We start from the raw sequence: 25,271 nt of genomic DNA on the forward strand, positions 1-25,271 counted from the left end.
TCACATCTCCAGGGAGGGCAGGATGTCGGTTGAAATCGAGGCATTGAGCGCGCCGGAGCCGATAAGCTCGCTGGCGGCTTTCAGGTCGTTCGCCATGTAGCGGTCCTCTTCCAGCGACGGCACGGCGGCGCGGATCGAAGCAATGGCGAGGGTCAGTTCCGGGCTGGTCGTCAGCGGCGCGCGCAGCTCGACACCCTGGGCGGCCGTCAGCGCCTCGATGCCGATAATGGCAAAGAGGTTTTCGGTCATTTGAAGCAGGCGGCGCGCACCATGGCAGGCCATGGAGACATGGTCTTCCTGGTTCGCAGAGGTCGGGGTCGAGTCGACCGAGGCCGGGTGCGACATCTGCTTGTTTTCGGACATCAGTGCCGCCGAGGTCACTTCGGCAATCATCAGGCCGGAGTTCAGGCCCGGCTTCTTGGCAAGGAACGCCGGCAGGCCGTAGCTAAGCGCGGGATCGACGAGCAGCGCTATACGGCGCTGCGCGATCGCGCCGATTTCGCAGACGGCAATAGCGATCTGGTCGGCCGCGAAAGCGACGGGCTCGGCGTGGAAATTGCCACCGGAAACGACGGAATTGTCCGAAAGCACCAGCGGATTGTCGGTGACGGCATTGGCTTCGATTTCGAGCGTGCGGCCGACGGAACGCAGCAGGTCGAGGCAAGCGCCGTCCACCTGCGGCTGGCAACGGATGCAATAGGGATCCTGCACACGCTCGTCGCCTTCGATATGGCTTTGGCGGATCATCGAACCGGCGAGCAGGCCGCGAAGGGCAGCGGCGGTATCGATCTGGCCCTTATGGCCGCGCAGCGTATGAATATCGGGATGGAAGGGGGCGGAAGAACCCATCGCCGCATCCGTCGACATAGCGCCGGTGATGAGGGCGGCCTGGGCGGCACGATGGGCACGGAAGAGACCGGCAAGCGCAAGGCCGGTCGACACCTGCGTGCCGTTGATGAGCGCCAGCCCTTCCTTGGCGGCAAGCACGACCGGTGTCAGACCGGCCTTTTCGAGCGCTGCCGCGCCGGAAAGCCGCTCGCCGGCATAAAAGGCTTCACCATGGCCCATCATGACAGCGGTCATGTGCGCCAGCGGCGCAAGATCGCCGGACGCGCCGACGGAACCCTTTTCGGGAATGACGGGAACGACGCCCTTTTCGAGCATGCCTTCGATGAGCCGCACGAGTTCCAGCCGAACGCCGGAGGCACCACGTCCAAGCGAAATAAGCTTCAGCGCCATAATGAGGCGGACGACGTTTTCAGGCAGCGGCTGCCCGACGCCGCAGCAATGCGAGAGGATGAGATTGCGCTGAAGTGTGGCGACATCGGCACTGTCGATCTTGATCGATGCCAGTTTGCCGAAGCCGGTATTGATGCCATAGACCGGCGCGTTGCCGGCAGCAATTTCGGCGATGCGGGCCGCGGCCTTGGCGATGCCCGCGTCGAAGGACGCTTCGAGCTTAGCCGGCTCACCGCTCCAATAGATCGTCGCCAGCTGCTGCAGCGAGACGGAACCCGGATGGAGAACGACAGTCATCGGTTGAACCTCTTTCCCTTGAAAACATGTGCATGGAGGGGATTGAAGCCGATGCGGTAGACGAGCTCCGCCAGGCTTTCGACATCCCAGATGGCAAAATCGGCCGACTTGCCGGCCTCGAGTGTGCCCGTTTCGGCGAGGAGACCAAGGGCGCGAGCGCCTTCGCGCGTCGCGCCGGCAATGCATTCCTCGACCGTCAGGCGGAAAAGGGTAGCAGCCATGTTCATGGTCAACAGCAGCGAGGTCAGCGGTGAGGTACCGGGATTGGAGTCCGTGGCGATGGCGATCGAAACGCCCGCATCACGCAGGGCCTGAACCGGCGGCTTCTGCTTCTCGTTGATGGCATAGAAGGCACCAGGCAGCAGCACGGCAACCGTGCCAGCCGCAGCCATCGCCTTGACGCCATCCTCATCGAGATATTCGACATGATCGGCTGAAAGTGCACCATAGGAGGCGGCAAGCTTGGCGCCACCGAGATTGGAAAGCTGTTCGGCATGCAGCTTCACCGGAATACCGAGCGATTTGGCAAGATCGAAGACGCGGGCGATTTCGCCCGTCGAAAAGGCAATCCCCTCGCAGAAGCCATCAACAGCATCGACAAGACCTTCGGAATGCGCCTGTTTCAGGCCGGGCAGCACGACATCAGTGATATAATCGCCATTGCGGCCCTTGTACTCCACCGGGGTCGCGTGCGCGCCGAGATAGGAGGTGACGACGCGAACTGGGCGAACTTCGCCGAGCTTGCGTGCGGCCCGCAGCATCTTCAACTCGGATTCAATGTTGAGGCCGTAGCCTGACTTCACTTCGATTGTCGTTACGCCTTCGGACAGCAGCGTGTCGAGGCGCGGCAAAGCGGTAGCAACAAGCTCGTCCACCGATAGCGCCCGCGTCGCGTTGACGGAGGAAACGATGCCGCCGCCGGCGCGGGCGATTTCTTCGTAGCTCGCGCCCTCCAGGCGCATCTCGAATTCGCGGGCGCGATTGCCGCCATAGACGATATGCGTGTGGCAGTCGACGAGGCCGGGGGTCACCCAGCGCCCTTCGAGATCGATGATTTCAGCATCGGACGTATCAGGCAGATCGGCTTCATGGCCGGCAAAGACGATACGGCCGCCCTTGGTCAGGATAGCGCCCTTCTCGATCGTGCCGAGCCGGGCCTCGCCCTCTTTCAAGCTCGCAAGGCGACCGTTGCGCCAGACGCGGGCTGCCGCGCCGTTTTCCTTGCCATCGTTGGGGCCATCTTCGGAAAAATTGTTCCCACCCATCAGCTTTACGCCTTTCCTCGTTGGCTCATAATGTATATACATAATCGAAAGACTGACAAGAGGGATTTTGGACTCCGCGTCCGAAAGGAAAGGGTGAGACCATGACGAGACTTCATGCACGCGCCGCACTGCTTGGCGACGGATGGCACGAGAATGTGCGATTGACCCTCGAAGACGGCCGCATCGCCGAGATCGCGACGGATGTTGCGCCCGAAGCCGGTGACGACAGGCAGCGTGTTCTCGTGCCTGCCATGCCGAACCTGCACAGCCACGCTTTCCAACGCGCCATGGCTGGCCTTGCCGAAGTCCGCGGCCCGGCCAACGACAGCTTCTGGAGCTGGCGTACCGTCATGTACAAATTCGCCCTGTCGATGACCCCGGATCACGTCGAGGCCGTCGCCGCGCAGCTCTATATGGAGATGCTGGAAGCCGGCTTCTCCCGCGTCGGCGAATTCCACTATCTGCACCATGACAAGGACGGCAGCCATTATGCCAACATCGCCGAGCTGGCCGAGCGCATCGGCGCCGCCAGCGCTGAGACCGGCATTGCGCTGACGCTGCTGCCCGTCTTCTACGCCCATTCCGGCTTCGGCGGCGCCGCTCCCATCGACGGCCAGCGCCGCTTCATCAATTCGATCGAGAGCTTCGAAGCGCTGATGGCCGGCTGCCGTACGGTCACGAGCCGCCTGCCCGGCGCCGAACTCGGCATCGCACCGCACAGCCTGCGCGCCGTGACGCCGGAAGAGCTGGCAAGGCTCGTGCCGATCGCCGGCGATGGGCCGATCCACATCCATGTCGCCGAGCAGGTGAAGGAAGTCGAGGACTGCATCGCCTGGTCGGGTGCCCGGCCGGTGCAATGGCTGCTCGATAATGCGCCCGTCAATGAGCGCTGGTGCCTGATCCATGCCACGCATATGACCGAGGATGAAACCCGGCGCATGGCAAGGAGCGGCGCAGTCGCCGGCCTTTGCCCCATCACCGAGGCCAATCTTGGCGACGGCGTTTTCGCTGCACCGCTCTTCCTCGAAGAAGGTGGTCGTTACGGTATTGGTTCGGATTCCAACATCCTGATTTCGGTGCCCGAGGAGTTGCGGCAGCTCGAATATTCGCAGCGCCTGGCGCTGCGTGCCCGCAACGTTATCGCCGAGACCGGCGGTTCGACCGCCCGCATGCTGTTCGACGGCGCTCTGGCGGGCGGTGGCGCGGCTCTCAAGGCACCGGCCGGCCTCGTCGTCGGTAATCACGCCGATATCGTTTCGCTTGATGTGAGTGCGGTGCCCTATGTCTCCGGCGATCGGCTTCTCGATCACTGGACCTTCGCCGGCGGCGTCAAGGTCGATGGTGTTTGGGCGCTGGGCCACAAGCAGGTCGAAGGCGGTCATCATATCAAGCGGGAGGCGATCTCGGCGCGATTCCGCAAGGCGATGGCCGAGCTTATCGATTAAAAACCGCTTTTCCTCCCATCGATTGACCCCTAAATAACTTGCGGGAAATCCCATGTCTCACACGGAACAGATGGGTGGCATGACCACGAGCAAAGAGGCGACCCTCCATCAGCGCATCCTCAGCGATATCGAGGGCCGGATTGTTTCCGGCGCCTGGCCTCCAGGGCATCGCATCCCGTTCGAGATGGACCTGGCGGAGCAGTATGACTGCTCGCGCATGACGGTAAACAAGGTGCTGACCCAGCTCGCACGTGCCGGTCTGATCGAGCGGCGAAAGCGCTCGGGCAGCTTCGTCACGCATCCGCAGGCACAATCTGCCGTACTGGAGATTCATGACATCAAGTCCGAGGTCCTGTCGCTCAACCTGCCCTATTCACACAGGCTGATAAAGCTTGCCGAGCGGCGCGGACGGTCGGAGGACGCGCGCAGGCTGCAGTTCGTCGGCTCTATCCCGGTGATAGAGATCACCTGCATCCATTATGCCGGCCCGCGCCCCTTCTGCCTGGAAAATCGTGTCATCAATCTCGACGCGGTGCCGGAAGCGGCGAAGGCAGACTTCGAGACATTGCCGCCTGGTCCCTGGCTGCTCAACCAGGTGCCGTGGAGCACCGCCGAACATCAGATCCGCGCAATATCGGCCGAAGGCGACGCCGCCGCCAACCTCGATATCCAGAAAGGGACGGCATGCCTCGTCGTCGAGCGGCGCACCTGGAGCGCCGCCGGCCCGATAACCCATGTCCGCCTCACCTATCCCGGTGATCGCCACAGCCTCGTGGCACGCTTTACACCGGCGAGCTGACCATTCCCGGCACCCACTTAGGGACGCTGCGGCGACTCTGTCGGCGGCGGAATGAGGTTGTCGGATTGACGGACAGGCTGGTGGGGATCGACTAGCAGAATACTGAGCGCAATCAGAACCAATGCCAGAATCAGGAGGATTCCGATCAGAAGCGGACGAATCGCGGTCATTTCGTTCTCCAATCTCCCCAGCCCAGCGCAACGCGCGATAGGGAATTCGAGATAACCAGCCCAGTCTAACGTCAAACGTTAAGCAATGCTTGATGTTCTGCGAAAAAATGACCTTTTCCAGGAATTTCTGCCCGCGCCGGACGAGACGGCAATCTCACGCTTGTTTGAATGGCGAGTGATGGAAGCGGCGCATAGGATCGCGAAGTGTATGGCTTCGAAGCCGGTTCCGCGGCTTCCGTCGACCAATTTCAGCCTTCTTATCAAGCACGACCGGCGCATCGCTCGGCCGATATCTCAAGGGAGACTCCACCCATGGATCGCAAACGTCTGATCGCGGCTGCGCTGACGCTCTCCGTCGCCACGCTTGCCGCGTTTCAAAGCGCCCAGGCCGCCGAGCGTGTAAGGGTGCGCGGCACCGTGGAAAGCCTCGATGGCGATACGCTCAAGGTCAAGTCCCGCGACGGCAAGGACGTGACAGTCGCGCTGAAATCGGGCTGGAGCGTCGGTGGCGTCGTCAAGGCTGCTATCAGCGACATCAAGCCCGGCGATTTCGTCGGCATCGCCTCGCAGCCGACCGATAGCGGCATCAATGGCGCGATCGAAGTGGTCATCTTCCCGGCCTCGATGAAGGGAACCGGCGAAGGCGACCGCCCCTGGGATTCGGCGCCGAACGGCTCGATGACCAATGCTACGGTCACCAATGCCGTGACCTCGGTCAGCGGCCCGACCTTGACGCTCAGCTACAAGGGTGGCGAACGCAAGATCAAAGTGCCGGATGGCACGCCTGTCGTGACGCTGACATTCGCGAAGAAAGCCGATCTGAAGCCCGGCGCCGGCGTCTTCATCATCGGCGAGCAAACTGGCGAAACCACCGTCTCCGCCGACCGGGTTGCCGTCGGCCTCAACGGCACCGTGCCGCCGATGTGATTGCTTCGATCCAGCAACTCCTTTTCTCTTGTCGATGTCGGCGAACGACTGATGGCCGTGTCGTCGCCTCGATGCGATATGACGACGGCCGATAGTTATTCGCCGACATGCTGCATGGCCTCGGCCAACGAAATGTCCGACTTGATCTCCCGCGTCGACATCGACGTCACGGTATGCCGGACGCCCGGCAGCCGATTGAGCTCCTGCCGAAGCAACCGGTCGAGCGCCGCCATATCGGTCGCCAGAATATGCAGGAGATAATCAGCCTCGCCCGTCGTCGCATGACAGCGCCAGATCAACGGATGGCGGCGCACGGCGGCCTCAAACGCATCGAAGCGCTCGACATCGATCGACACCTGCACGAAAGCCTCCAGCCCGAAACCGAGCCTGGCCGGATCGAGAAGCGTCCTGTATCCCCGGATCACACCCGCTTCCTCCAGCGCTTTTACGCGCTTCCAGCATGGCGTCTTGCTGAGACCGGCCAGATCGGCAAGCGCAGCAAAGGAGAGGCGGGCATCGACCTCCAGCGCGGTAATGATCTTACGATCTAGGGCATCTAATTCCATCGTTCTCTCCATAGCCGTAAGAATGATCGATCGTACTCCATTTCTTCAGAAATGGATGACAAATAGGAACAATGTTCAAGCTGAATTTCGTATCCTTGAAAGTGAGCAAATATGCTGGACGGCCGAAAGCCGGAACAAAGGGAACGAAGATGCAGAAGAAAGACTATTACGCGCGCATCGAGGCGCCCGAAATGCGCGACTATGGCGTCTACCTGCAGTGCGACAAGCTGCTCGCCTGTCAGAAGCCGCTGAACGGCATGGTCAACGGCGACGAATTGCAGTTCCAGATCGTCCATCAGGTCGAAGAACTCTGGATGAAGCTGATGGCCTACACACTGGTCGATGTCATCGGCTTCATGGAGGAGCGCAATACGCATCGCGTCGTAACCCTTATGGGCCGCGTGCACCGGATCATGCGCATGATGACGACCCAGCTCGATCTTCTGGAAACCATGTCCCCGAAGGAATATCAGCAAATCCGTCTGCAACTCGGCAATGGCAGCGGCCAGGAATCGCCCGGCTTCGGGTTTCTGCTGCGCATGCCGCCGGATCTCTGGCAGGCCTTCAAGGCAAACTATCTCGATGCCGCCGGCCTGACGGTCGCTGATATCTATGACGTTAAATACGATCACGGCGACAGCTACGTGGTCGCCGAAGCGCTGGTCGAATATGACGAACTGTTCCAGAAATTCCGCGCCAATCACATCTATCTGATCCAGCGTTCCATCGGCCTCGGCTCGAAATCGCTGAAAGGTCGTCCCGTCGAGCTGTTGCAGGCCGGCACGCGCCATCGCTTCTTCCCCGATCTATGGGATATTCGCCACGAAATGACCGATCGCTGGGGTGGCCAATATGGCGTCGTCCGCGATTCCATTTCCAAGCACGACGCCGCCGAATAGGCTCTGACCGGCGACCGCCTTCCGCCGCTTCGGTGGCGGAGGACCTCCTTGCACAGACGAGACTCCGGACGAGATTGAGCGAGCTGCGCCAAGCCCCGGCTCTCTCGCTCCAAGATGGATCGACCCGTCATGTAAATCCGTCATGGCAAAACGACACCGTCTCGCCGCTCGTCCCTGGTTGATCCAACCTTTCCTTCAGGGCGCAGGCATTAGAGCATTTCCGGGAAAAGTGCGCAGCGGTTTCCGCAAGAATTTGCCTGAAAACAATAAGATAGAACGTTTTCGCAATTCGAAGAAAGCGGAAATACTCTAGCAGCGCTGGCCGCCTCGACGCCCGGCCCATCGGCAAACGAACGGCAGGTCATGGCCTCGGCCGGGCGGGATGCAATGACCATTGAAATATAGCCTATTGCATAATTTTGATATCGGTCATATTTATTTAGTAGTCTCATAGCATGATCCTCCCGGAGCCCCGCATGACACAAGTTCAGGAAGCCGCAGTACAGGAGCGCGCATGGCAGTTTGCCAGGCGCGACGAGGACGATCGTCCGAGCCTTCCCGAAGTCAATGCCACGGTTAAGGTTCCGCATGGCGGCAGCTGGATTCGACGCCTGATGGCTTTCGTCGGCCCCGGTTACATGATCTCCGTCGGCTATATGGACCCCGGCAACTGGGCGACCGATCTCGCCGGCGGCGCGCAGTTCGGCTACACGCTTCTCACCGTCATCATGCTGTCGAACCTGATGGCGATCCTGCTGCAGGCGCTTTCCGCAAGGCTCGGCATCGCCACCGGCCGTGATCTCGCCCAAGCCTGTCGCGATCACTATCCGCGGCCGGTCAATCTGGCGCTGTGGTTTGCCTGTGAGCTCGCCATTATCGCCTGCGATCTTGCCGAAGTCATCGGCACTGCGATCGCATTGCAGCTGCTCTTCGGAATTCCGCTGATCGGCGGCGCGCTGATCACCGCGCTCGACGCATTTTTGTTGTTGCTGCTGATGAGCAAGGGCTTCCGCTACCTCGAAGCTTTCGTCATCGCGCTGCTGACCGTCATCGCCATCTGTTTTGCCATCCAGATCGCCGCAGCCGCACCGCCGGTGGCGGCGATCCTCCAGGGCTTCATCCCCTCGCCCGAAATCGTCACCAATCACGAGATGCTCTATATCGCCATGGGCATCATCGGTGCGACGGTCATGCCGCACAATCTCTATCTGCATTCCTCCATCGTCCAGACCCGCGCCTATAAGCGCACCGAAGAGGGTCGCCGCGATGCGATCAAATGGGCAACGATCGACAGCACCGTCGCGCTGATGCTGGCGCTCTTCGTCAATGCCGCGATCCTGATCGTCGCAGCCGCCGCCTTCCATACCAGCGGCCATTCCGATGTCGCCGAGATCGGGCAGGCCTACGAGCTGTTGTCGCCGCTGCTCGGCCTCGGTATCGCCTCCACCCTTTTTGCGATCGCGTTGCTCGCATCCGGCCTCAACTCGACCGTAACGGCGACGCTTGCCGGCCAGATCGTGATGGAAGGCTTTCTCCGGCTCAGGATTCCGCACTGGGCAAGGCGACTTTTGACGCGCGGCCTCGCAATTATTCCGGTTGTGTTCGTAACCGCTATTTATGGTGAAAAAGGCACTGCGAACCTGCTCGTGCTGAGTCAGGTCGTTCTCTCCATGCAACTGCCCTTTGCCGTCATTCCACTGGTCCAATTCGTCACGAATCGCGAGAAAATGGGTAGTTTCGTCGTCTCCAGAAGCATCGCCATTCTATCCTGGATAGTTGCCGCCATCATCCTGGCGCTGAACTTCAAACTGCTCTACGACACCATCTTCGGTTGACGAATCATCTTGAACGCGCGAATCTCGCCCTGTGGACGATCACGGCAGTTAACTGACTCGTAATATTTGCCTAGATTTTGCCATGATTTGCCCTAGTTTGGGCCCACAGCAATCTGCAGGGTTCCTCACTTCATGGCCGAAAGTCCATTGCGCGTTCAATTTCCTGCAGAGGCTGCGATCCAGGCGCGGCCGCATCACGATTTTCATATTCCCTTTCTGCCGCGCTCCGCCCATCTTCGCCACCTGATCGCCATCGGTCTCGCAGGCACCGCCTCCTTCGGCCTGCTCGCAACCGTGCTCTATCCCTTGCTGGCGCATCATACGATAGAACGGGCAACGCCGGTGCGCACCGCGCAGCTCGCGCTCTCTCAGCCAGCAATGCGCAAAGCCAGCCGGCTGGCGGCAAAACAGCGTTTCGACGGCGCTCGCTTTGCGCAGGTGGCCGAAAAACTATCCAGCGGCGAAACCCGCATTTTCACCTATCATCGCACGACACTGGTCTTCAAATCCGACGAAACCGCCCTAGCGCGTGACGGCGGCGGCGCTATCAATGCCTCCTACGGCGACGAGCGCGCCGACAATGTGGCATTTTCGCCGCCTTCGCTTTCCGATATCCGCCACGGCATCTATCCGCAGACCACGCATTACGATGCCGTGCGCCGCTCTCGCTTTCCGGTTCGCGGCGTGCCGCTGAACGTCAGCGTATCGCGTGCGACGACCGGCGAAGCCGGCCGTGAGTTCCACAGGCTCGTTTCCATGCCAAAGGACAAGCAGGATCTTCAGGATATCCTGGCGTCTGCGGGCCTCGGCAGCGACGCCGGCGACGAGCTGCAGCGTGCGCTGGAAACCGATACCGTTTCCCCCGGCGACAGCCTGGAACTCCTGCTTGAAAAAAAGGGCCCAAATGCCCGCCCGAAGCTGATCATGGCCCGCCTCAGCGGCGACAAGACGCCGGAGCGTGTCGTTGCCCGTGATGATGCCAATGGCTTTGTGCCGATGGCCAATGACAGGCTGTTTTCCACGCTCTACAGCGAGAGCCAGGCCGACGCTCCATCCTCGACGGAGGTTGCCGCGGTCGATTTGAAGGGTGTCGACGAGAGGGACGAGCGGGCAGTCAGCGACAAGCTCGAAAGAGCCGGCCTGACCAAGGAATATGCCTCGCAACTTATCAAGCTCGCCAAGGCCAAGGGCATTTCGCTCACCAGCATCGACGATGCTCCGGACAGCGTCGACCTGCTCTTCCGCAAGGCGGAAGACGGCCGGACCGAACTGATGTTCATCGAATTCCATGCCGACGGCGACACGCATCGTTTCTATCTGCATAAGAATGAAGGCGAAGGCCCCTCGGAATTCTACGACGAGAGCGGTCACTCGATCGCGAAGTCGCTCGTGCATCGGCCCGTGCCGAATGGTACGCTTGGTGACGGCTTTGCCTGGCGTATCCATCCCATTCTCGGCGTGAAGAAATTCCACAACGGCGTCGATTTCCGTGCGCCGATGGGAAGCCCCATCCAGGCCGCCGGCGACGGCGTCGTCGAAAAGATCTCCTGGGAAACCGGCTACGGCAAATATGTCCGCATCCGCCACGACGGCGGCTACGAGACCACCTATGCCCATATTTCGGCAACGCCGTCGGATCTGCGCGTCGGTCAGCGCGTCACCCAGGGCCAGGTCATCGCCTATGTCGGCTCGACGGGCTACTCCACCGGCCCGCATCTCTATTACGAGCTGCGCGTCAACGGACGTTACGAAAATCCGCTGACAGCGCAATTGCCCGCCGGCACCAATCTGACCGGCAAGTCGCTCGACAGCCTGCGCTCACAGGTCAACCACGTCGAGAACATCATGAGCTACCTCGACGTTCCGCCGGCCCGTGACAATCCCTCCGCCCCCTTCGCCAACTTCGAGCAGGGGCCGAGCTTCGGGCCGAATTCAGGATCGGACTTCGGGCCGAATTTGGGACCGGGCTTTGGACCGAGCCATTTCGGCGCGCCGTCTCCATAAGCCGGCCAGAAATCCGCACGAACGTCCTTCCCGATCCTTGCAAGCCCGGTTCCCGCTGGCGGTAATGGCGCCTCGATGACGAATGCGATAACAATCCTTCTATATTTCGCGATGGAGAAGATATCGCCGCGCACTATCTGACACGATGCCGGATATCCTCACATGGTAACCCGCAAGGAGCAGAAATTGGCGCGCAAGCCGTTGCCGGAACCAAAGCCCATGCTGCCGAATGAAAGCAGGCGTCTGCGCGCCGATGCGCGACGCAACTATGACAAGCTGATCGAAGTTGCAGCACAAGCTTTCGCCAGCCACGGCACCGCCGCCTCCCTGGAAGACATAGCTCGCCGCGCGGATGTCGGCATCGGCACGCTCTATCGCCATTTTCCGAGCCGGGAACACCTGGTGGAAGCGGTTTATCATCACGAAGTCGAAGCACTGTGCGATGCCGCCGAGGAACTTTCACGCGAGCGCCCACCGGATGAAGCTCTGGAGGAATGGATGCATCGCTTCGTCGGTTACATCGCGACGAAGCGGGGCATGGCCGACAGCCTTCGCATCCTTTTCAACAGCAATTCCAAGCTCTTCGCCGACAGTTATGGCAAGGTGCCGGTCGTGCTCGCAAGCCTCATCGACCGCGCAGTCGCCGCCGGCGCGATCCGCACCGACGTCGACAGCACGGACGTTCTGCAGGCACTTTCCGGCACCTATTCCATGCCCGATTCACCGGAATGGTACGACCGATCCCGCCGCCTCGTGCGTCTGCTGATGGATGGCCTACGCTGGGGGGCCTTGAAAACGCCAGGGTCGCAGGGGACCTGATAATCGGCAGGATGCTTCCTATATCCCCTTAAACTGAGATCGTCAGGTGAGTTTGGTTCTGCCGCAGAAGTCGCGACAGAACCAAATTCTGCTGACTGTCATCAAAGCTGAGGAGAGCAGGAATGTCCGAAAGAGCAGTCAAGATCCCCGGTCCGGATCATCCGATCACGATCGAGGACAAGCAGGCCCATGTCATCGTCTCCGTCGCCGACAAGGTTATCGCCGATACGCATGAGGCGTTGTCGCTCAAGGAAGCATCCTATCCGGCCGTCATCTATATCCCCCGCAGGGATGTCGACATGTCCTTGCTGGAAAGGACCAGCCACGAAACCTACTGTCCCTACAAGGGCGAATGCTCCTATTATAGCATTCCGGCCGGCGGCGAGCGTTCGGTGAACGCCATATGGACTTACGAAAATCCCTATGCATCCGTCAGCCGGATCAAGGATTACATGGCCTTCTATCCCGATCGCGTCGATTCCATCGATGTGAGAACTTAAAGAGCCAGGCCGCTCGCGGCGTCGAAGACATAGACCTGCTCCGGGTTCACCGAGACATTCAGCGGCTGCCCATAGCGCACCGGCGCCTCGCCATCGACAACAGCCGTCACCTGTTCGCCGGCAAGATCGAAGAGCACGTGCGTTTGGGCGCCTGTGGGCTCGACGAGCAGCGTCTGACCCGTAAGGGGCGAACCGGCACTTGCAAGGCTAAGATGCTCAGGCCTCAAACCAACCTTCACGCTCTGACCCGCCTTCACCTTACGCTCTCCGGCGATGCGAATCGGCGTGCTGTCCTTCAGCCGCACAGCCGGCGTGCCATCGACGCCCTCGATCACGCCGTCGAGGAAATTCATGGCCGGCGAGCCAATGAAACCGGCGACGAAGAGATTGGCCGGCTTGCGATAAAGCTCGATCGGCGTGCCCTGTTGCTCAATCTTACCCTGATTGAGGACGACGATGCGGTCGGCAAGCGTCATCGCCTCGATCTGGTCATGGGTGACATAGATCGAAGTGGTCTGCACCTTCTGATGCAGCGCCTTGATTTCCGAACGCATCTGCACGCGCAGCTTCGCATCGAGATTGGAAAGCGGCTCGTCGAAGAGGAAGACGGCCGGGTTGCGCACGATGGCGCGGCCCATGGCGACGCGCTGGCGCTGCCCGCCGGAAAGCTGCGCCGGTTTACGGTCGAGCAGCTTGGTGAGATCGAGCATGCGCGCGGCTTCATTGACCCGCTGCTCGATCACCTGCTTGGTCTCGCCCGAGAGCTTCAGGTTGAAGCCCATATTCTCGGCGACCGTCATATGCGGATAGAGCGCGTAGGATTGAAAGACCATCGCGATGTTGCGCTCGCGCGGCGTCATCGCGTTGACAACTTGTCCGCCGATCGACACGTCGCCATCGGTGATTTCCTCCAACCCGGCGATCATCCGCAGAAGCGTGGACTTGCCGCAGCCGGAGGGGCCGACGAGCGCGATGAACTCTCCGTCCTCGATCGAAAGCGAGATATCGTGGATGACGGTCAGAGCCCCATAGGCCTTGTGGATGTTGTGCAGTTCGACGGATGCCATGTTGTTTGCGCTCCAGTAAGGCTCAGGATTTCACGGCGCCGGCGGTGAGGCCGGCAATGATGTGCTTCTGCGCCAGGAAGAAGACGATGACGGTGGGCAGGATGGTCAGCGTGATGAAAGCGAGCACCAGTTCCCATTCCGTGCCGAATTCGCCGCTATAGACCATCATGCCGAGCGGCCAGGGATAGATCGAATCCGAGTTCAACATGATCAGCGGCAGAATGTAGCTGTTCCAACTGCCGACGAAGGAGATGATGCTGACGGTCGCGATGATCGGCCGCGAAAGCGGCAGCGAGATATGCCAGAAGAAGCGGATATAGCCGCAACCGTCGACAAAGGCCGCCTGGAACAATTCTTCCGGGAGGTTTCGAAAATAGTTCCGGAAGAGAAGGATACTCATGCCGAGGCCGAACGCCACCTGCGGCAGCACCACGCCCCAATAGGTATTGAGCAGGCCGAGATCGCGGATGCGGATGAAGAGCGGCAGGATGGCGGTGGCGGCCGGGAACATCAGACCGATGAGAAAATAGTTCAGCAGGAAGTTCGAGCCGAAGAATTTCACATGCGCGAAGGCGAAGGCCGCCATGGCCGATACCGACAGTGTCAGGAACACGGTGAGAACGGCGATGATCAGCGAATTCATCATCTGCCGCCAGTAGCGGTCGCCAAACAGAATGCCGGTATAATTCTCGAAATGCCACTCGGCCGGTAGGCCGAAGGGATTGGTACGGAGATCGCCGAGCGTCTTGAAGCCGCCGAGCGCGGTCGTCAGCAGCGGGATCAGCACGATCGCGGCAATGATCGTCAGTGACACATAGAGATAGATCTTCGTGCCGGTGGTCAGTCGAACGGATGAGGCCATATCAGTCATTGCGCATAAATATCCGTTTGTAGCCGAAGGCGAGGGTGACGCAGATCACGAACAGCACGACGCCGACGGCGCTGCCGAGGCCGACCTGCATGCGGGTGACACCGAAATTGTAGAGGAAGGTCACCATCGTCTGGGTCGAATTGAACGGGCCGCCGCCGGTGAGCGGCATGATCATGTCGAAGAGCTGCAGCGATCCCACGACGGCGAAGAAGACGGAAAGACGCAGCGTCGAGCCAAGCAGTGGCAGCGTCACGTAGCGGAACTTCTGCCAGCCGGTGGCACCGTCGATCTCGGCCGCTTCCAGCACACTTTTGTCGAGCGACTGCATGCCAGCGATGAACAGCATCATGTGGAAGCCGAAATATTTCCACACGATCACGCCGAGCACGGCGTACATCGCGAGATCCTTGTCGGCGAGCACATAGGGTGTCGGAGTGCCGAGGAAATGTGCGATCGCGGCAAACAGGCCGTAGTCGCCGTCATAGACGAAGCGCCAGATCAGACCGGCGGCCACTTCGGCCAGCACGTAAGGCAGGAAGAAGATCAGCCGGAAAAGAACGACGCCGCGAATGCGATGCGCCAGCATCGTCGCCAGCCAAATGGCAAGCGGCACCTGGATCGCGATCGACACGACGATGATCAGAGCATTGTTCTTGAGCGACGTCAGGAAAGCGCCATTCTTGAACAGCACCTGGAAATTGCGCAGACCCACGAATTCGGTCGGCGGACCATAGCCGTTCCAGCGATAGAGGCTGTACCAGGCCGCTTCCCCCATCGGCAGGATGACGAAGATGGTGAAGAGCAGCAAAGCCGGCGGCAGAAATAGCAGGATGACGGGCAAGCGGCCGCGCGCGGCTGGCGATTTTCGCTTCGCTGCGACCTTCGTTCTTGCGACGGAGGGCATGGCGGTCGTGGCGCTGACATCGGTCATGGGCAGTCTCGACAGTTGCAGTTCAAAGAAGAATCGGCGCCGGCACAAGGGAGAGGCCGGCGCCAGAAGGCACTAGAGCTGATCCTGCTCGAAGGCGTCCTGGACCTGCTGCGCGCCATCCTTCGGCGTGATCTGGCCGGAGACGATGCCGACAGCCACATCGTTGACGACGCGGCCGACCGAGGGGCCGAGATCCTGGTCAAAGAAATTCTGATGCCAGGTCGAATGCGCGAGCTGGTCGGCTGCTTCGTGCATCAGCGGACCCTTCACGCCATCTTCGGCGCCGACGGCGACCGGGATGATCATGCCGGCCTGTGCCATGGTGCGCTCGTTTTCGGCATTGGTGAGGTAAGCGAGGAAATCGAGTGCCTCGGGCGGGGCCTTCTTCGTAACCGCCCAGCCATTCAGGCCGCCGAGCGTGTCTGTGGGAAGACCGGCGCCGCCGGTTACGGCAGGGAAGGCAAAGCGGCCGATATTGTCATCCGCCAGGCCCTTGCCGTCGCCGGCATTGGTGCGCTGGTTGGCAACCGTATTTTCGAAGCCGAGGATCATCGCAGCCTTACCGTCGCCGAAAACGCCGAGCGCCTGCGGCCAGGTGGTGCCGAGATAGCCGGGCTGGAAGGGTTCGAGCTTGCCGAGCTCGGCAAGCTGCTCGCCGGCCTTGATGATCGCCGGATCGTTGAAACCGTTGCCTTTCCCGTTTTTGGCGTCGTTGAAGACCTGCTGACCGCCGTCACGCATCACCAGATAGCTCCAGTAGAAATGGATCGGCCACTTCTCGCCGCCGCCGCCGGCGATCGGCGCGATACCGGCAGCCTTGATCTTCTTGACCGCGGCCAGATAATCGTCCCACGTCTTGATGGCACTGGCATCGACACCGGCCTTGGCGAACAGGGCTTTGTTGTAGAAGAAGGAAACCGTGCCGAGCTTATAGGGTACTGCGCTGATCTTGTTATCGAAGGTCAGGCCCTTGACGGCCGCCTGATTATAGCTCTTCAGCCAGGCGCCATCCTTGGCGTTCATCGCCGCGGTCAGGTCGAGCAGCGTGCCGGTCTGCTGCTGCTGCTTCAGCACGCCACCGCCCCAGCTGAAGAAGAAATCGGGAGCATCCTTCGATTGCAGCAATGTCGGCAGCTTCGCCTTGAACGCCTCGTTGGCCAGGAACTGCATCTCGATCTTTGTGCCGGGATGCTTGGCCTCATACTGATCCGCGATCTTGCGCCAGACGGCGACATAGTTTGGATCGGTTTCCAGATGCAGCCATTTGACGACGGTGTCGGCAGCCGCGCCCGTTGCGCCAGCGAGAATCGCCAGGCCGGTCGTAGCGGCGACAGCCGCGATGCGAAGGGCTTTGGCCCCACGTAGATGGATCATGATTTTCTCCTCCCAAGGGAACCAAGAGCCTCAAATATTTTTTCCCTTATGCGGAATAATTCAACGGAGCTTTGCTGAAATGTCAACCGTCATTGCTAAATTTTTGGCAGATCGTCTGCGAAATGGCTTGACATTGGGCAATGGCCATAGGCTATTTAATTCGCACTCCGTTAAAAATACCAGGCCGCAGCCGAGCGGGTCCGTCATTCGGCGCCATTCTCATGAAAACAGCAGATCCCGAGCTTATGCGGGCGATAAACCGCTTCAATGTGCTGGATACGATCCGGCGGGCGGGCTCCATTGCACGTATCGAAATCAGCGACCGCACCCAGCTTTCGACGACCACAGTCTCGGCAATCACGGCCTCGCTGCTGGATGACGGGCTGATCCTGGCCCGCACCGAAGGCGACCTGCGCGAGGCGGCCAGCCGCGGCCGGCCCCGCGTCATGCTGGAGCTCAACCCGGATGCCGCGCGCGTCGTCGGTGCGAAAATCGCCGCCAATCGCATGGTCTTTGTCGTGACGGACTTTTGCGGCGAGGTTCTCTCGACGCTGACACTGGCGCTGCGTGTCGACCGGCAGCCGATCGGCGTCATTGCCGATCTCCTGGAGGATGGCGTGCGCCGCTGCGTCGTCGATGCCAATCTGGCGCTCGACGAGATCGATTCCGTCTGCCTCGGCCTGCCCGGCGTCGTCGAGCATCGCACCGGCCATGTCCGCACCAGCCCTATCTTCCGAGAAGCCGGCGTCGATTTCGCCAAGGAAATGTCGGAACGGCTGGGCGTGACCACCATCGTCGAAAGCGATGCACATGCCATCACGCTCGCGCACCACTGGTTCGGCAAGGCACGAGACCTGGATGACATGGTGCTGGTGTCGCTGGAACAGACGCTGGGGCTCGGCGTGCTGCATGGCGGCCAGCTCTTTCGCGGCGCCGGCGGCCTCAGCCACAATCTCGGCGATCTCGTCCTAGGCATGGGACCACAGGGCATCATTCGTCTGGCAAGCCTTGCCGGCGAAAGCGCCATTCTCGGCGACCAGCCAAGCGGCCGTTTTGCCGAAGCCATCCGCCTCGGCCGCGGAATGGCGCATGCCAAGACGCTGATAGATGCCGAGGACAACACGCTCATCAGCGCGGCCATTCGTGCCGGCGAGGCCTGCGGCATGGCGCTCGCCAACATCGTCACGCTGTTTGCCCCGCCGCGGGTCATTCTCGTGGGTTCGAGCCTGGCGCTCGGACAGCCCTTCCTCGAGAGCCTACGGGAGGCCTATTCGCTGGCCATCCCGCCATCGATCAGGGGCGTCACCGAGTTGGTTTTCGACCAGTCCACCGACGAGACCTGGGCGCAAGGTGCGGCGGTCGTGGCACTGCGCGAACTCTACGAATCGCCCTGGGGAACGACGGGGCCGGCACCGGCTCTCTGATTTCGCAGGGCAGCAAAGACAATTCATCTGGAGGAAATCTATGAACAAGGTCGGCATCGGCATCATCGGCTGCGGAAATATTTCCGGCGCCTATCTCACCGCCATGAAATCCTTTCCCATTCTCGACATCAAAGGCGTTGCCGACCTCAATCGCGACCTCGCCGAGGCAAAAGCCATCGAATTCGGTCTGAAGGCGGTCGACATCGCCGACCTGCTGGCGGACCCATCGATCGAGATCATCGTCAACCTGACCATTCCGAAGGCGCATGTCGCCGTCGGTCTGCAGGCGCTGGATGCCGGCAAGCACACCTACTCGGAAAAGCCGCTCGGCATCAATTTCGCCGAAGGCAAGAAGCTCGTCGATGCCGCTGCCGCCAAAGGGCTGCGGATCGGCGCCGCGCCCGACACATTCCTCGGCGGTGGCCACCAGACGGCGCGCGCCATCATCGACGAAGGGGCGATCGGCATCCCCGTGGGCGGCACCGCCACCTTCATGTGCCCGGGGCACGAACGCTGGCATCCGAATCCGGCTTTCTATTATGAAGTCGGCGGCGGCCCGATGCTCGATATGGGCCCTTATTACATCACCGATCTCGTCAACCTGCTCGGCCCCGTCTCGCAGGTCGCCGGCTTTGCGGTGACGCCACGCAAGGAGCGCATCATCACCAGCGAGCCGCGTAACGGCGAGCACATCCCCGTGCATGTGCCGACGCATGTCGCCGGCGTCATGGCCTTTGTGAGTGGCGCCGTCGTCCAGATCGGCATGAGCTTCGACGTCGCCGGCCACAAGCATGTGCCGCTCGAAGTCTACGGCACCGAAGGCACGCTGATCGTGCCCGATCCCAACCGGTTCGGCGGCCCGGTGGAGTTTCTGAAGAAGGGCGGCGAATTTGCCGAGCGCGAGATCACCGCGCCCTATGCCGACGGCAATTACCGTTCGCTCGGTGTCGCCGACATGGCGCATGCCATCCGCTCGAACCGTCCGCACCGCGCCAATGGCAGCCTGGCGCTGCATGTGCTCGAAGTCATGGAAGCCTTCCAGACGGCTTCCGATACGGGCCGTACGGTCGCCATCACGACGCAAACGGAGCGTCCCGCCCCTCTGTCCGAATCCCTGGTGGACGGGCAGATCGGCCGCTAATCAAGTAATTTCAGGAGGATCATCATGCGTGAAGCACTTATTGTCTGGGGCGGCTGGAGCGGCCATGAACCCCAGGAATGCGCCCACATCATCCGCGACATGCTGGAAGAGGACGGCTTCAAGGTCTATCTCGAAAACAGCACCGAGGCCTTCGCCGATCCCTCGATCCACGATCTCAGCCTGATCGTGCCGATCGTCACCATGTCGAAGATCGAGAAGGAAGAGGTGAAGAACCTCGCCGCTGCGATCGAAAGCGGCGTCGGCATAGCCGGCTATCATGGCGGTGCTGGCGATAGTTTCCGCGAAAGCGTCGAATATCAGTTCATCATCGGCGGCCAGTGGGTCGCCCATCCCGGCAACATCATCGACTATACGGTCAATATCACGCGGCCGGACGATCCGATCATGGAGGGGATCACCGATTTCCCCTACACGTCGGAGCAATATTACATGCATGTCGACCCGTCGAACGAGGTGTTGGCGACCACCACTTTCACCGGCGACCATGCCTATTGGATCGACGGCGTCGTCATGCCGGTCGCATGGAAGCGCAAATACGGCAAGGGCCGCGTCTTCTATTCCTCGCTCGGCCACCAGGCCAAGGAATTCGACGTGCCGCAGATGAAGACCATCTTCCGTCGCGGCGCCAACTGGGCCGCGCGCTAAGCCCCGTCTGTTGCGAAAATTGCCGCTCCTCAAATGCTTGAGGGGCGGTTCTGCATCGGCAAACCCGATGATGGCGCGATTCGCGCGCACGGCGGTTTTCATCGTTTCGAGCAAATGATGAGCAGGCGGGACCACCGTGAACGGAGCTTGGGCAGGGGCTTCCATCCCGCATCCTGCAGCCAACTATCAACCGCCCTTATCTCCTCACCTCGACGTAGGAGGTCCTGCCTCACATTCCGTGCCAGGCTTCGCTCCCCATTTTGATCGTACGACTGTCAGCACGAGCGACCAGGCTCCGTTCGGCCCCAATGCGCGTGGACGCATCGGAAGATGCGTCAGCCTCCATTTGCAATTCCGATCAATTGCTTACCAGATTGATAATAAATCGCTAAAACACATCCGAGACAGGATTCATGAAGCGAAACTGAAACGCGGTCAGTTTTCGTTTGACATTCCTTTATCTTCATTTATCGTCATTCTTGTTTCGGTTTTCGCGTGAGGGATGCAAATCGAAACAAGGGGAGGAATAATTGTCCGAAAATCAGATCAATACGGAAAACGGCTTGGTTTGCGGCATCGGCCGCACCGCCACTGACGTCGTGCGGCGCAATTCTTGCCGGCGCGATATTTCCGCAAACGGATCGGCACAATCCACCTCCCGACAACCATAATCTCAGCAATGGACACCGCCCGGCGACGGCATTTCCGGACGGATCAGTCTCTTCGCGATCCTCGCGGCAGCATCGATATGCGGCGCATGGAAGGAATCTATCGTGCTTGAACTCAGGGGCGTATCGAAGTCTGTCGGCGGCGAAACGCATATTGCAGAAACGAATCTGACGCTGCAGCGCGGCACGCTGAACGTGCTCTTGGGGCCGACGCTGTCTGGCAAGACGTCGCTGATGCGGCTGATGGCCGGCCTCGACAAGCCGACCACGGGCACGATTCATGTCGACGGCGCCGATGTAACCGGTCAGCCGGTGCAGCGTCGCAACGTCGCCATGGTCTACCAGCAATTCATCAACTATCCCGCCATGACCGTCTACGACAACATCGCCTCGCCGATGCGATTGAGCGGCAAGAGTGCCGCTATCATCGACCAGGAAGTGAAAAAGGCTGCCGACCTTCTGCGTCTCGGCCCCTTCCTTGATCGCCTGCCGTTGAGCCTCTCTGGCGGTCAGCAGCAGCGCACGGCGCTTGCGCGCGCCATCGTCAAGAATGCCGGCTTGGTTCTGCTGGACGAGCCGCTTGCCAATCTCGACTACAAGCTGCGCGAGGAACTGCGGGCCGAACTGCCAAAGATTTTTGCCGAATCCGGTGCGATTTTCGTCTACGCAACCACAGAACCGTCCGAAGCGCTGCTTCTCGGCGGCAATACCGCGACCCTGGCGGAAGGCCGCATCACGCAATTCGGACCGACGATCGATGTCTTCCGCAATCCCCGGGACCTGATTACCGCCACCACCTTTGCCGATCCGCCGCTCAACACGATCACGCTCGACAAGCGCGGCCGCGAATTCGCGCTTGATGGCAATATACGCCTGCCCGTACCAAAAGGTTTGGAAGACCGACCGGATGGCCGCTACACGATCGCCTTCCAGCCGCATCATCTCGCGCTTGCGCCGCAGACGCCGGAGGCCGTTGCCGCTCCGGCACGGGTGATGGTGACCGAGATCACCGGCTCGGAGAGCTTCATCCATATCGATTTTGCCGGCCGGCGCTGGGTAATGCTGACGCAGGGCGTGCAGGATATCGATGTCGACGATGCGATCGATGTGTATATCGATCCGCGCCACATCATGGTCTTCGACACCGATGGTGCCGCCGTCACTCCCGCCCTGCAACAAGCCGCCTGAGGAGGGACCATGGCCCGCATCGATCTCGACCACATCAGGCACGCTTACAACGACCACCCCAAATCCGACGCCGACTATGCGCTGAAGGAAGTGAACCACAGCTGGGAGGACGGCAGCGCCTATGCGCTGCTCGGCCCTTCCGGCTGCGGCAAGACCACGCTTCTCAACATCGTTTCCGGTCTGGTGCAGGCTTCCGAAGGCCGCATCCTCTTCGATGGCAAGGACGTGACCCGGCTGTCGACCCAGGAGCGCAACATTGCGCAGGTCTTCCAGTTCCCCGTCGTCTACGACACGATGACCGTCTACGACAATCTCGCCTTCCCGCTGCGCAACCGGCACGTTCCGGAAGCCGAGGTCAAGCGCAAGGTCGATGAAATCATCGAGATGATCGGCCTTTCCGACAGTGCCCATCGCAAGGCGCGCGGCCTGACGGCCGATGCCAAACAGAAGATCTCGCTCGGCCGCGGCCTCGTGCGCTCGGATGTGAACGCCATCCTGTTCGACGAACCGCTGACCGTCATCGACCCGCACATGAAGTGGGTGCTGCGCTCGCAGCTGAAGCAGCTCCACCGCCGCTTCGGCTTCACCATGGTCTATGTCACCCACGACCAGACGGAGGCGCTGACCTTCGCCGACAAGGTGGTGGTCATGTACAATGGCGAGGTGGTGCAGATCGGCACGCCGAACGATCTCTTCGAGCGCCCGCGCCATACTTTCGTCGGTTATTTCATCGGTTCGCCCGGCATGAACGTCATGCCTGTCGAAATCGAAGGCAGCAGCGCGCGCATCGGCAACCGCACGATCGCGCTGCCCGGCGCGCCTAAAGAAAAGCGAGCCGGCCGTTCCGAACTCGGCATCCGCCCCGAATTCGTCCGCATCGGCCGCGAGGGCATGCCCGCTACCGTCACCAAGGTCGAGGATCTCGGGCGCCGCAAGGTGGTCCGCGCCAAGCTCGACGGCCAAGACATCGTCGCCGTCATCGGCGAGGACCAGACGGTGCCGGCCGAGCCGCACATCGCCTTCGATCCCGCCGGCATCAATATCTACGCCGACTCCTGGCGCATCGAGATGGGAGCCTGACGATGGAGAAGACCTGGAACAACAAAGCCTGGTTCATGCTCATTCCGGTTCTGCTGCTCGTCGGCTTTTCCGCCGTCATTCCGCTGATGACCGTCGTGAACTATTCGGTGCAGGACACCTTCGGAAACAATCAATTCTTCTGGGCGGGCACGCAGTGGTTCGAAGAGATCCTCCATTCCGGGCGTTTCTGGGATTCGATGATCCGCAACCTGATCTTCTCCTTCGTCATCCTGGCGATCGAAGTGCCGCTCGGCATCTTCATCGCGCTCAATATGCCGAAGAAGGGCATCGGCGTTCCCGTCTGCCTGGTGCTGATGGCCTTGCCGCTGCTGATCCCTTGGAATGTCGTCGGCACGATCTGGCAGGTCTTCGGCCGCAGCGACATTGGCTTGATGGGCTATGTTCTCGTCAATCTCGGCATCGACTACAACTACGTCTCCGATCCGGCGGACGCCTGGGCGACGATCATCATCATGGACGTCTGGCACTGGACGAGCCTCGTCGTGCTGCTCTGCTATGCCGGCCTTGCCTCCATTCCAGATGCCTTCTATCAGGCGGCCAAGATCGACGGCGCCTCGCGCTGGTCCGTCTTCCGCTATATCCAGCTGCCGAAGATGAACCGCGTGCTGCTGATCGCCGTGCTGCTGCGCTTCATGGATAGTTTCATGATCTACACCGAACCCTTCGTCGTGACAGGCGGCGGCCCCGGCAATTCCACCACCTTCCTGTCGATCGATCTCGTGAAGATGGCGCTTGGCCAGTTCGACCTCGGCCCTGCCGCAGCCATGTCGCTGATCTACTTCCTGATCGTGCTGCTGCTCTCCTGGGTCTTCTACACCGTCATGACCAATTACGATGCGGGAGCGAGCCGATGAGCGGCAAACCTCTATCCACCACGGCCGATGCCGCCGCGATGCACAAGATGGCCGCTTCCGATGCCGCGGCAAATGCGACTGTTGCGACGGGCACGCAGGTTGCCCGCCGTCACGGCGAAAAAGGGCGGTGGGCGTGGCTGGTGCCGACGATCTACATCATCTTCCTGCTGTTGCCGATCTACTGGCTCGTCAATATGAGCTTCAAGACCAATGAGGAGATCGTCAGCGGCCTGACGCTCTACCCGCATCAGCCGACGCTGCGCAATTACACCATCATCTTCACCGATCCGTCCTGGTACAAGGGCTACATCAACTCGATCACCTATGTCGTCATGAACATGGTGATCTCGGTCGCCTGTGCCCTTCCCGCAGCCTATGCCTTCTCGCGCTACCGCTTCCTCGGCGACAAGCACGTCTTCTTCTGGCTGCTGACCAACCGCATGGCGCCGCCGGCGGTCTTTGCGCTGCCTTTTTTCCAGCTCTATTCGGCCTTCGGCCTGATCGATACCCATATCGCCGTGGCGCTGGCGCACTGCCTGTTCAACGTGCCGCTGGCGGTCTGGATCCTCGAAGGCTTCATGTCCGGCGTGCCGAAGGAAATCGACGAAACCGCCTATATCGACGGCTATTCATTCCCGCGCTTCTTCATCAAGATCTTCATTCCCCTGATCGCAAGCGGCATCGGCGTCGCCGCCTTCTTCTGCTTCATGTTCTCTTGGGTGGAACTGCTGATCGCCCGCACCTTGACCACGACCGATGCCAAGCCGATCGCCGCCATCATGACGCGCACCGTCTCGGCCGCCGGCATGGACTGGGGCCTGTTGGCCGCCGCCGGCGTACTGACCCTGGTTCCCGGCGCTCTCGTCATCTATTTCGTCCGCAACTACATCGCCAAGGGCTTCGCGCTCGGCCGCGTCTGAAGGAAAACCACCATGAATACAGACTTTTCCTGGATGGCCTGGACGCTGCCGACGGCGCTGTTTTTCGCGACGATCCTGCTGCTGCTGATCGGCATGGCTGTGTGGGAGTATGTTTCGCCCGGCGGCCATCCGCGCCTCGGCATTCTGCGCTTCGAAACGACGCGTGGCGACCGGCTGTTCATTTCGCTGCTCGGCGCCGCCTTCATCCATCTCGCCTGGCTGGGTCTGGGAGGCCCAAGCCTGTGGTGGGCTCTCGCTCTTTCCGTGGTCTACGCCATCGGCGTCTTCCGCCTGGTCTGAC

At 60.8% G+C, this 25,271-nt stretch carries 24 protein-coding genes; 16 read left to right on the forward strand and 8 right to left on the reverse strand.

The features are described 5' to 3' along the window. On the reverse strand, positions 1-1,536 hold the full coding sequence (gene hutH, locus PH558_RS11870; RefSeq protein ID WP_285204478.1) for a histidine ammonia-lyase: 1,536 nt from the start codon (positions 1,534-1,536) through the stop codon (positions 1-3). Further along, a complete protein-coding gene (hutI, locus tag PH558_RS11875; RefSeq protein ID WP_095433091.1) occupies positions 1,533-2,801 on the reverse strand; it encodes an imidazolonepropionase in 1,269 nt (422 codons plus the stop codon). Before hutI ends, hutH begins: the two co-directional genes overlap by 4 nt. A 101-nt stretch (positions 2,802-2,902) precedes the next feature. On the opposite strand from hutI, the gene PH558_RS11880 reads away from it, so the two are divergent. Further along, a complete protein-coding gene (locus PH558_RS11880; protein ID WP_285204479.1) occupies positions 2,903-4,246 on the forward strand; it encodes a formimidoylglutamate deiminase in 1,344 nt (447 codons plus the stop codon). A 79-nt stretch (positions 4,247-4,325) separates the two neighbouring features. Beyond that, positions 4,326-5,045: a histidine utilization transcriptional repressor HutC gene (gene hutC, locus PH558_RS11885; RefSeq protein ID WP_113407996.1), complete on the forward strand. Its 720-nt coding sequence runs from the start codon at positions 4,326-4,328 to the stop codon at positions 5,043-5,045. Between the two features lie 17 nt (positions 5,046-5,062). Here the strand turns inward: hutC and PH558_RS11890 are convergent, their stop codons facing one another. Continuing rightward, positions 5,063-5,215, reverse strand: coding sequence for a hypothetical protein (locus PH558_RS11890; protein ID WP_168192536.1), 153 nt, complete (start codon positions 5,213-5,215; stop codon positions 5,063-5,065). A gap of 312 nt (positions 5,216-5,527) precedes the next feature. On the opposite strand from PH558_RS11890, the gene PH558_RS11895 reads away from it, so the two are divergent. Continuing rightward, positions 5,528-6,142 carry a single stranded DNA-binding domain-containing protein gene (locus tag PH558_RS11895; protein WP_285204480.1) on the forward strand — a complete coding sequence of 205 codons (615 nt, stop codon included), beginning with the start codon at positions 5,528-5,530 and terminating at the stop codon, positions 6,140-6,142. A 95-nt stretch (positions 6,143-6,237) separates the two neighbouring features. On the opposite strand, the gene PH558_RS11900 is transcribed toward PH558_RS11895, so the two are convergent. After that, on the reverse strand, positions 6,238-6,708 hold the full coding sequence (locus PH558_RS11900) for an Lrp/AsnC family transcriptional regulator (RefSeq protein WP_285204482.1): 471 nt from the start codon (positions 6,706-6,708) through the stop codon (positions 6,238-6,240). A 149-nt stretch (positions 6,709-6,857) separates the two neighbouring features. On the opposite strand from PH558_RS11900, the gene PH558_RS11905 reads away from it, so the two are divergent. From PH558_RS11905 to PH558_RS11925, 5 genes are all read left to right on the forward strand, one after another. Continuing rightward, positions 6,858-7,607: a tryptophan 2,3-dioxygenase family protein gene (locus tag PH558_RS11905; RefSeq protein WP_285204484.1), complete on the forward strand. Its 750-nt coding sequence runs from the start codon at positions 6,858-6,860 to the stop codon at positions 7,605-7,607. 476 nt (positions 7,608-8,083) lie between these two features. Further along, positions 8,084-9,442, forward strand: coding sequence for an Nramp family divalent metal transporter (locus tag PH558_RS11910; protein WP_113407916.1), 1,359 nt, complete (start codon positions 8,084-8,086; stop codon positions 9,440-9,442). Positions 9,443-9,574: 132 nt separating this feature from the next. Continuing rightward, the gene (locus tag PH558_RS11915; protein ID WP_285204492.1) at positions 9,575-11,446 is read left to right on the forward strand and encodes a M23 family metallopeptidase; all 1,872 of its coding nucleotides are present in this window, start codon (positions 9,575-9,577) and stop codon (positions 11,444-11,446) included. Positions 11,447-11,608: 162 nt separating this feature from the next. Further along, on the forward strand, positions 11,609-12,265 hold the full coding sequence (locus PH558_RS11920; RefSeq protein ID WP_483314146.1) for a TetR/AcrR family transcriptional regulator: 657 nt from the start codon (positions 11,609-11,611) through the stop codon (positions 12,263-12,265). A 122-nt stretch (positions 12,266-12,387) separates the two neighbouring features. Then, on the forward strand, positions 12,388-12,765 hold the full coding sequence (locus PH558_RS11925) for a DUF427 domain-containing protein (RefSeq protein WP_095433096.1): 378 nt from the start codon (positions 12,388-12,390) through the stop codon (positions 12,763-12,765). Here the strand turns inward: PH558_RS11925 and PH558_RS11930 are convergent. From PH558_RS11930 to PH558_RS11945, 4 genes are all read right to left on the reverse strand, one after another. Then, the gene (locus PH558_RS11930; RefSeq protein WP_285204495.1) at positions 12,762-13,832 is read right to left on the reverse strand and encodes an ABC transporter ATP-binding protein; all 1,071 of its coding nucleotides are present in this window, start codon (positions 13,830-13,832) and stop codon (positions 12,762-12,764) included. The two genes, PH558_RS11925 and PH558_RS11930, sit on opposite strands and share 4 nt — an antisense overlap. Before the next feature lie 22 nt (positions 13,833-13,854). Continuing rightward, positions 13,855-14,703 (reverse strand): carbohydrate ABC transporter permease, encoded by an 849-nt coding sequence (locus PH558_RS11935; RefSeq protein ID WP_285204497.1) that lies wholly within the window; start codon positions 14,701-14,703, stop codon positions 13,855-13,857. Beyond that, complete coding sequence (locus PH558_RS11940; RefSeq protein ID WP_095433098.1) at positions 14,696-15,634, reverse strand: carbohydrate ABC transporter permease; 939 nt, start codon at positions 15,632-15,634, stop codon at positions 14,696-14,698. The genes PH558_RS11935 and PH558_RS11940 overlap by 8 nt, the downstream gene beginning before the upstream one ends. A gap of 72 nt (positions 15,635-15,706) precedes the next feature. Next, on the reverse strand, positions 15,707-17,008 hold the full coding sequence (locus tag PH558_RS11945; RefSeq protein WP_285204500.1) for an ABC transporter substrate-binding protein: 1,302 nt from the start codon (positions 17,006-17,008) through the stop codon (positions 15,707-15,709). Between the two features lie 221 nt (positions 17,009-17,229). Here PH558_RS11945 and PH558_RS11950 point away from each other — a divergent pair, with 221 nt between their 5' ends. From PH558_RS11950 to PH558_RS11985, 8 genes are all read left to right on the forward strand, one after another. Then, positions 17,230-18,432, forward strand: coding sequence for an ROK family transcriptional regulator (locus tag PH558_RS11950; RefSeq protein WP_095433100.1), 1,203 nt, complete (start codon positions 17,230-17,232; stop codon positions 18,430-18,432). 40 nt (positions 18,433-18,472) lie between these two features. Next, complete coding sequence (locus tag PH558_RS11955; protein WP_285204503.1) at positions 18,473-19,573, forward strand: Gfo/Idh/MocA family protein; 1,101 nt, start codon at positions 18,473-18,475, stop codon at positions 19,571-19,573. Between the two features lie 24 nt (positions 19,574-19,597). Then, positions 19,598-20,239 carry a ThuA domain-containing protein gene (locus PH558_RS11960; protein WP_015341580.1) on the forward strand — a complete coding sequence of 214 codons (642 nt, stop codon included), beginning with the start codon at positions 19,598-19,600 and terminating at the stop codon, positions 20,237-20,239. A gap of 773 nt (positions 20,240-21,012) precedes the next feature. Further along, positions 21,013-22,095, forward strand: coding sequence for an ABC transporter ATP-binding protein (locus PH558_RS11965; protein WP_285204504.1), 1,083 nt, complete (start codon positions 21,013-21,015; stop codon positions 22,093-22,095). 9 nt (positions 22,096-22,104) lie between these two features. Further along, complete coding sequence (locus PH558_RS11970) at positions 22,105-23,175, forward strand: ABC transporter ATP-binding protein (RefSeq protein WP_285204507.1); 1,071 nt, start codon at positions 22,105-22,107, stop codon at positions 23,173-23,175. Positions 23,176-23,177: 2 nt separating this feature from the next. Further along, positions 23,178-24,050, forward strand: a complete 873-nt coding sequence (locus PH558_RS11975; RefSeq protein ID WP_069611582.1) for a carbohydrate ABC transporter permease — start codon at positions 23,178-23,180, stop codon at positions 24,048-24,050. A gap of 47 nt (positions 24,051-24,097) precedes the next feature. Further along, positions 24,098-24,970 (forward strand): carbohydrate ABC transporter permease, encoded by an 873-nt coding sequence (locus tag PH558_RS11980; protein ID WP_285204983.1) that lies wholly within the window; start codon positions 24,098-24,100, stop codon positions 24,968-24,970. 12 nt (positions 24,971-24,982) lie between these two features. Then, entirely contained in the window at positions 24,983-25,270 is a 288-nt protein-coding gene (locus PH558_RS11985; protein ID WP_069611580.1) for a DUF2160 domain-containing protein, read from the forward strand. The last annotated feature ends 1 nt before the right edge of the window (position 25,271 follow it).

Source organism: Rhizobium pantanalense (assembly GCF_030182525.1).
Taxonomy (GTDB): Bacteria; Pseudomonadota; Alphaproteobacteria; order Rhizobiales; family Rhizobiaceae; genus Rhizobium.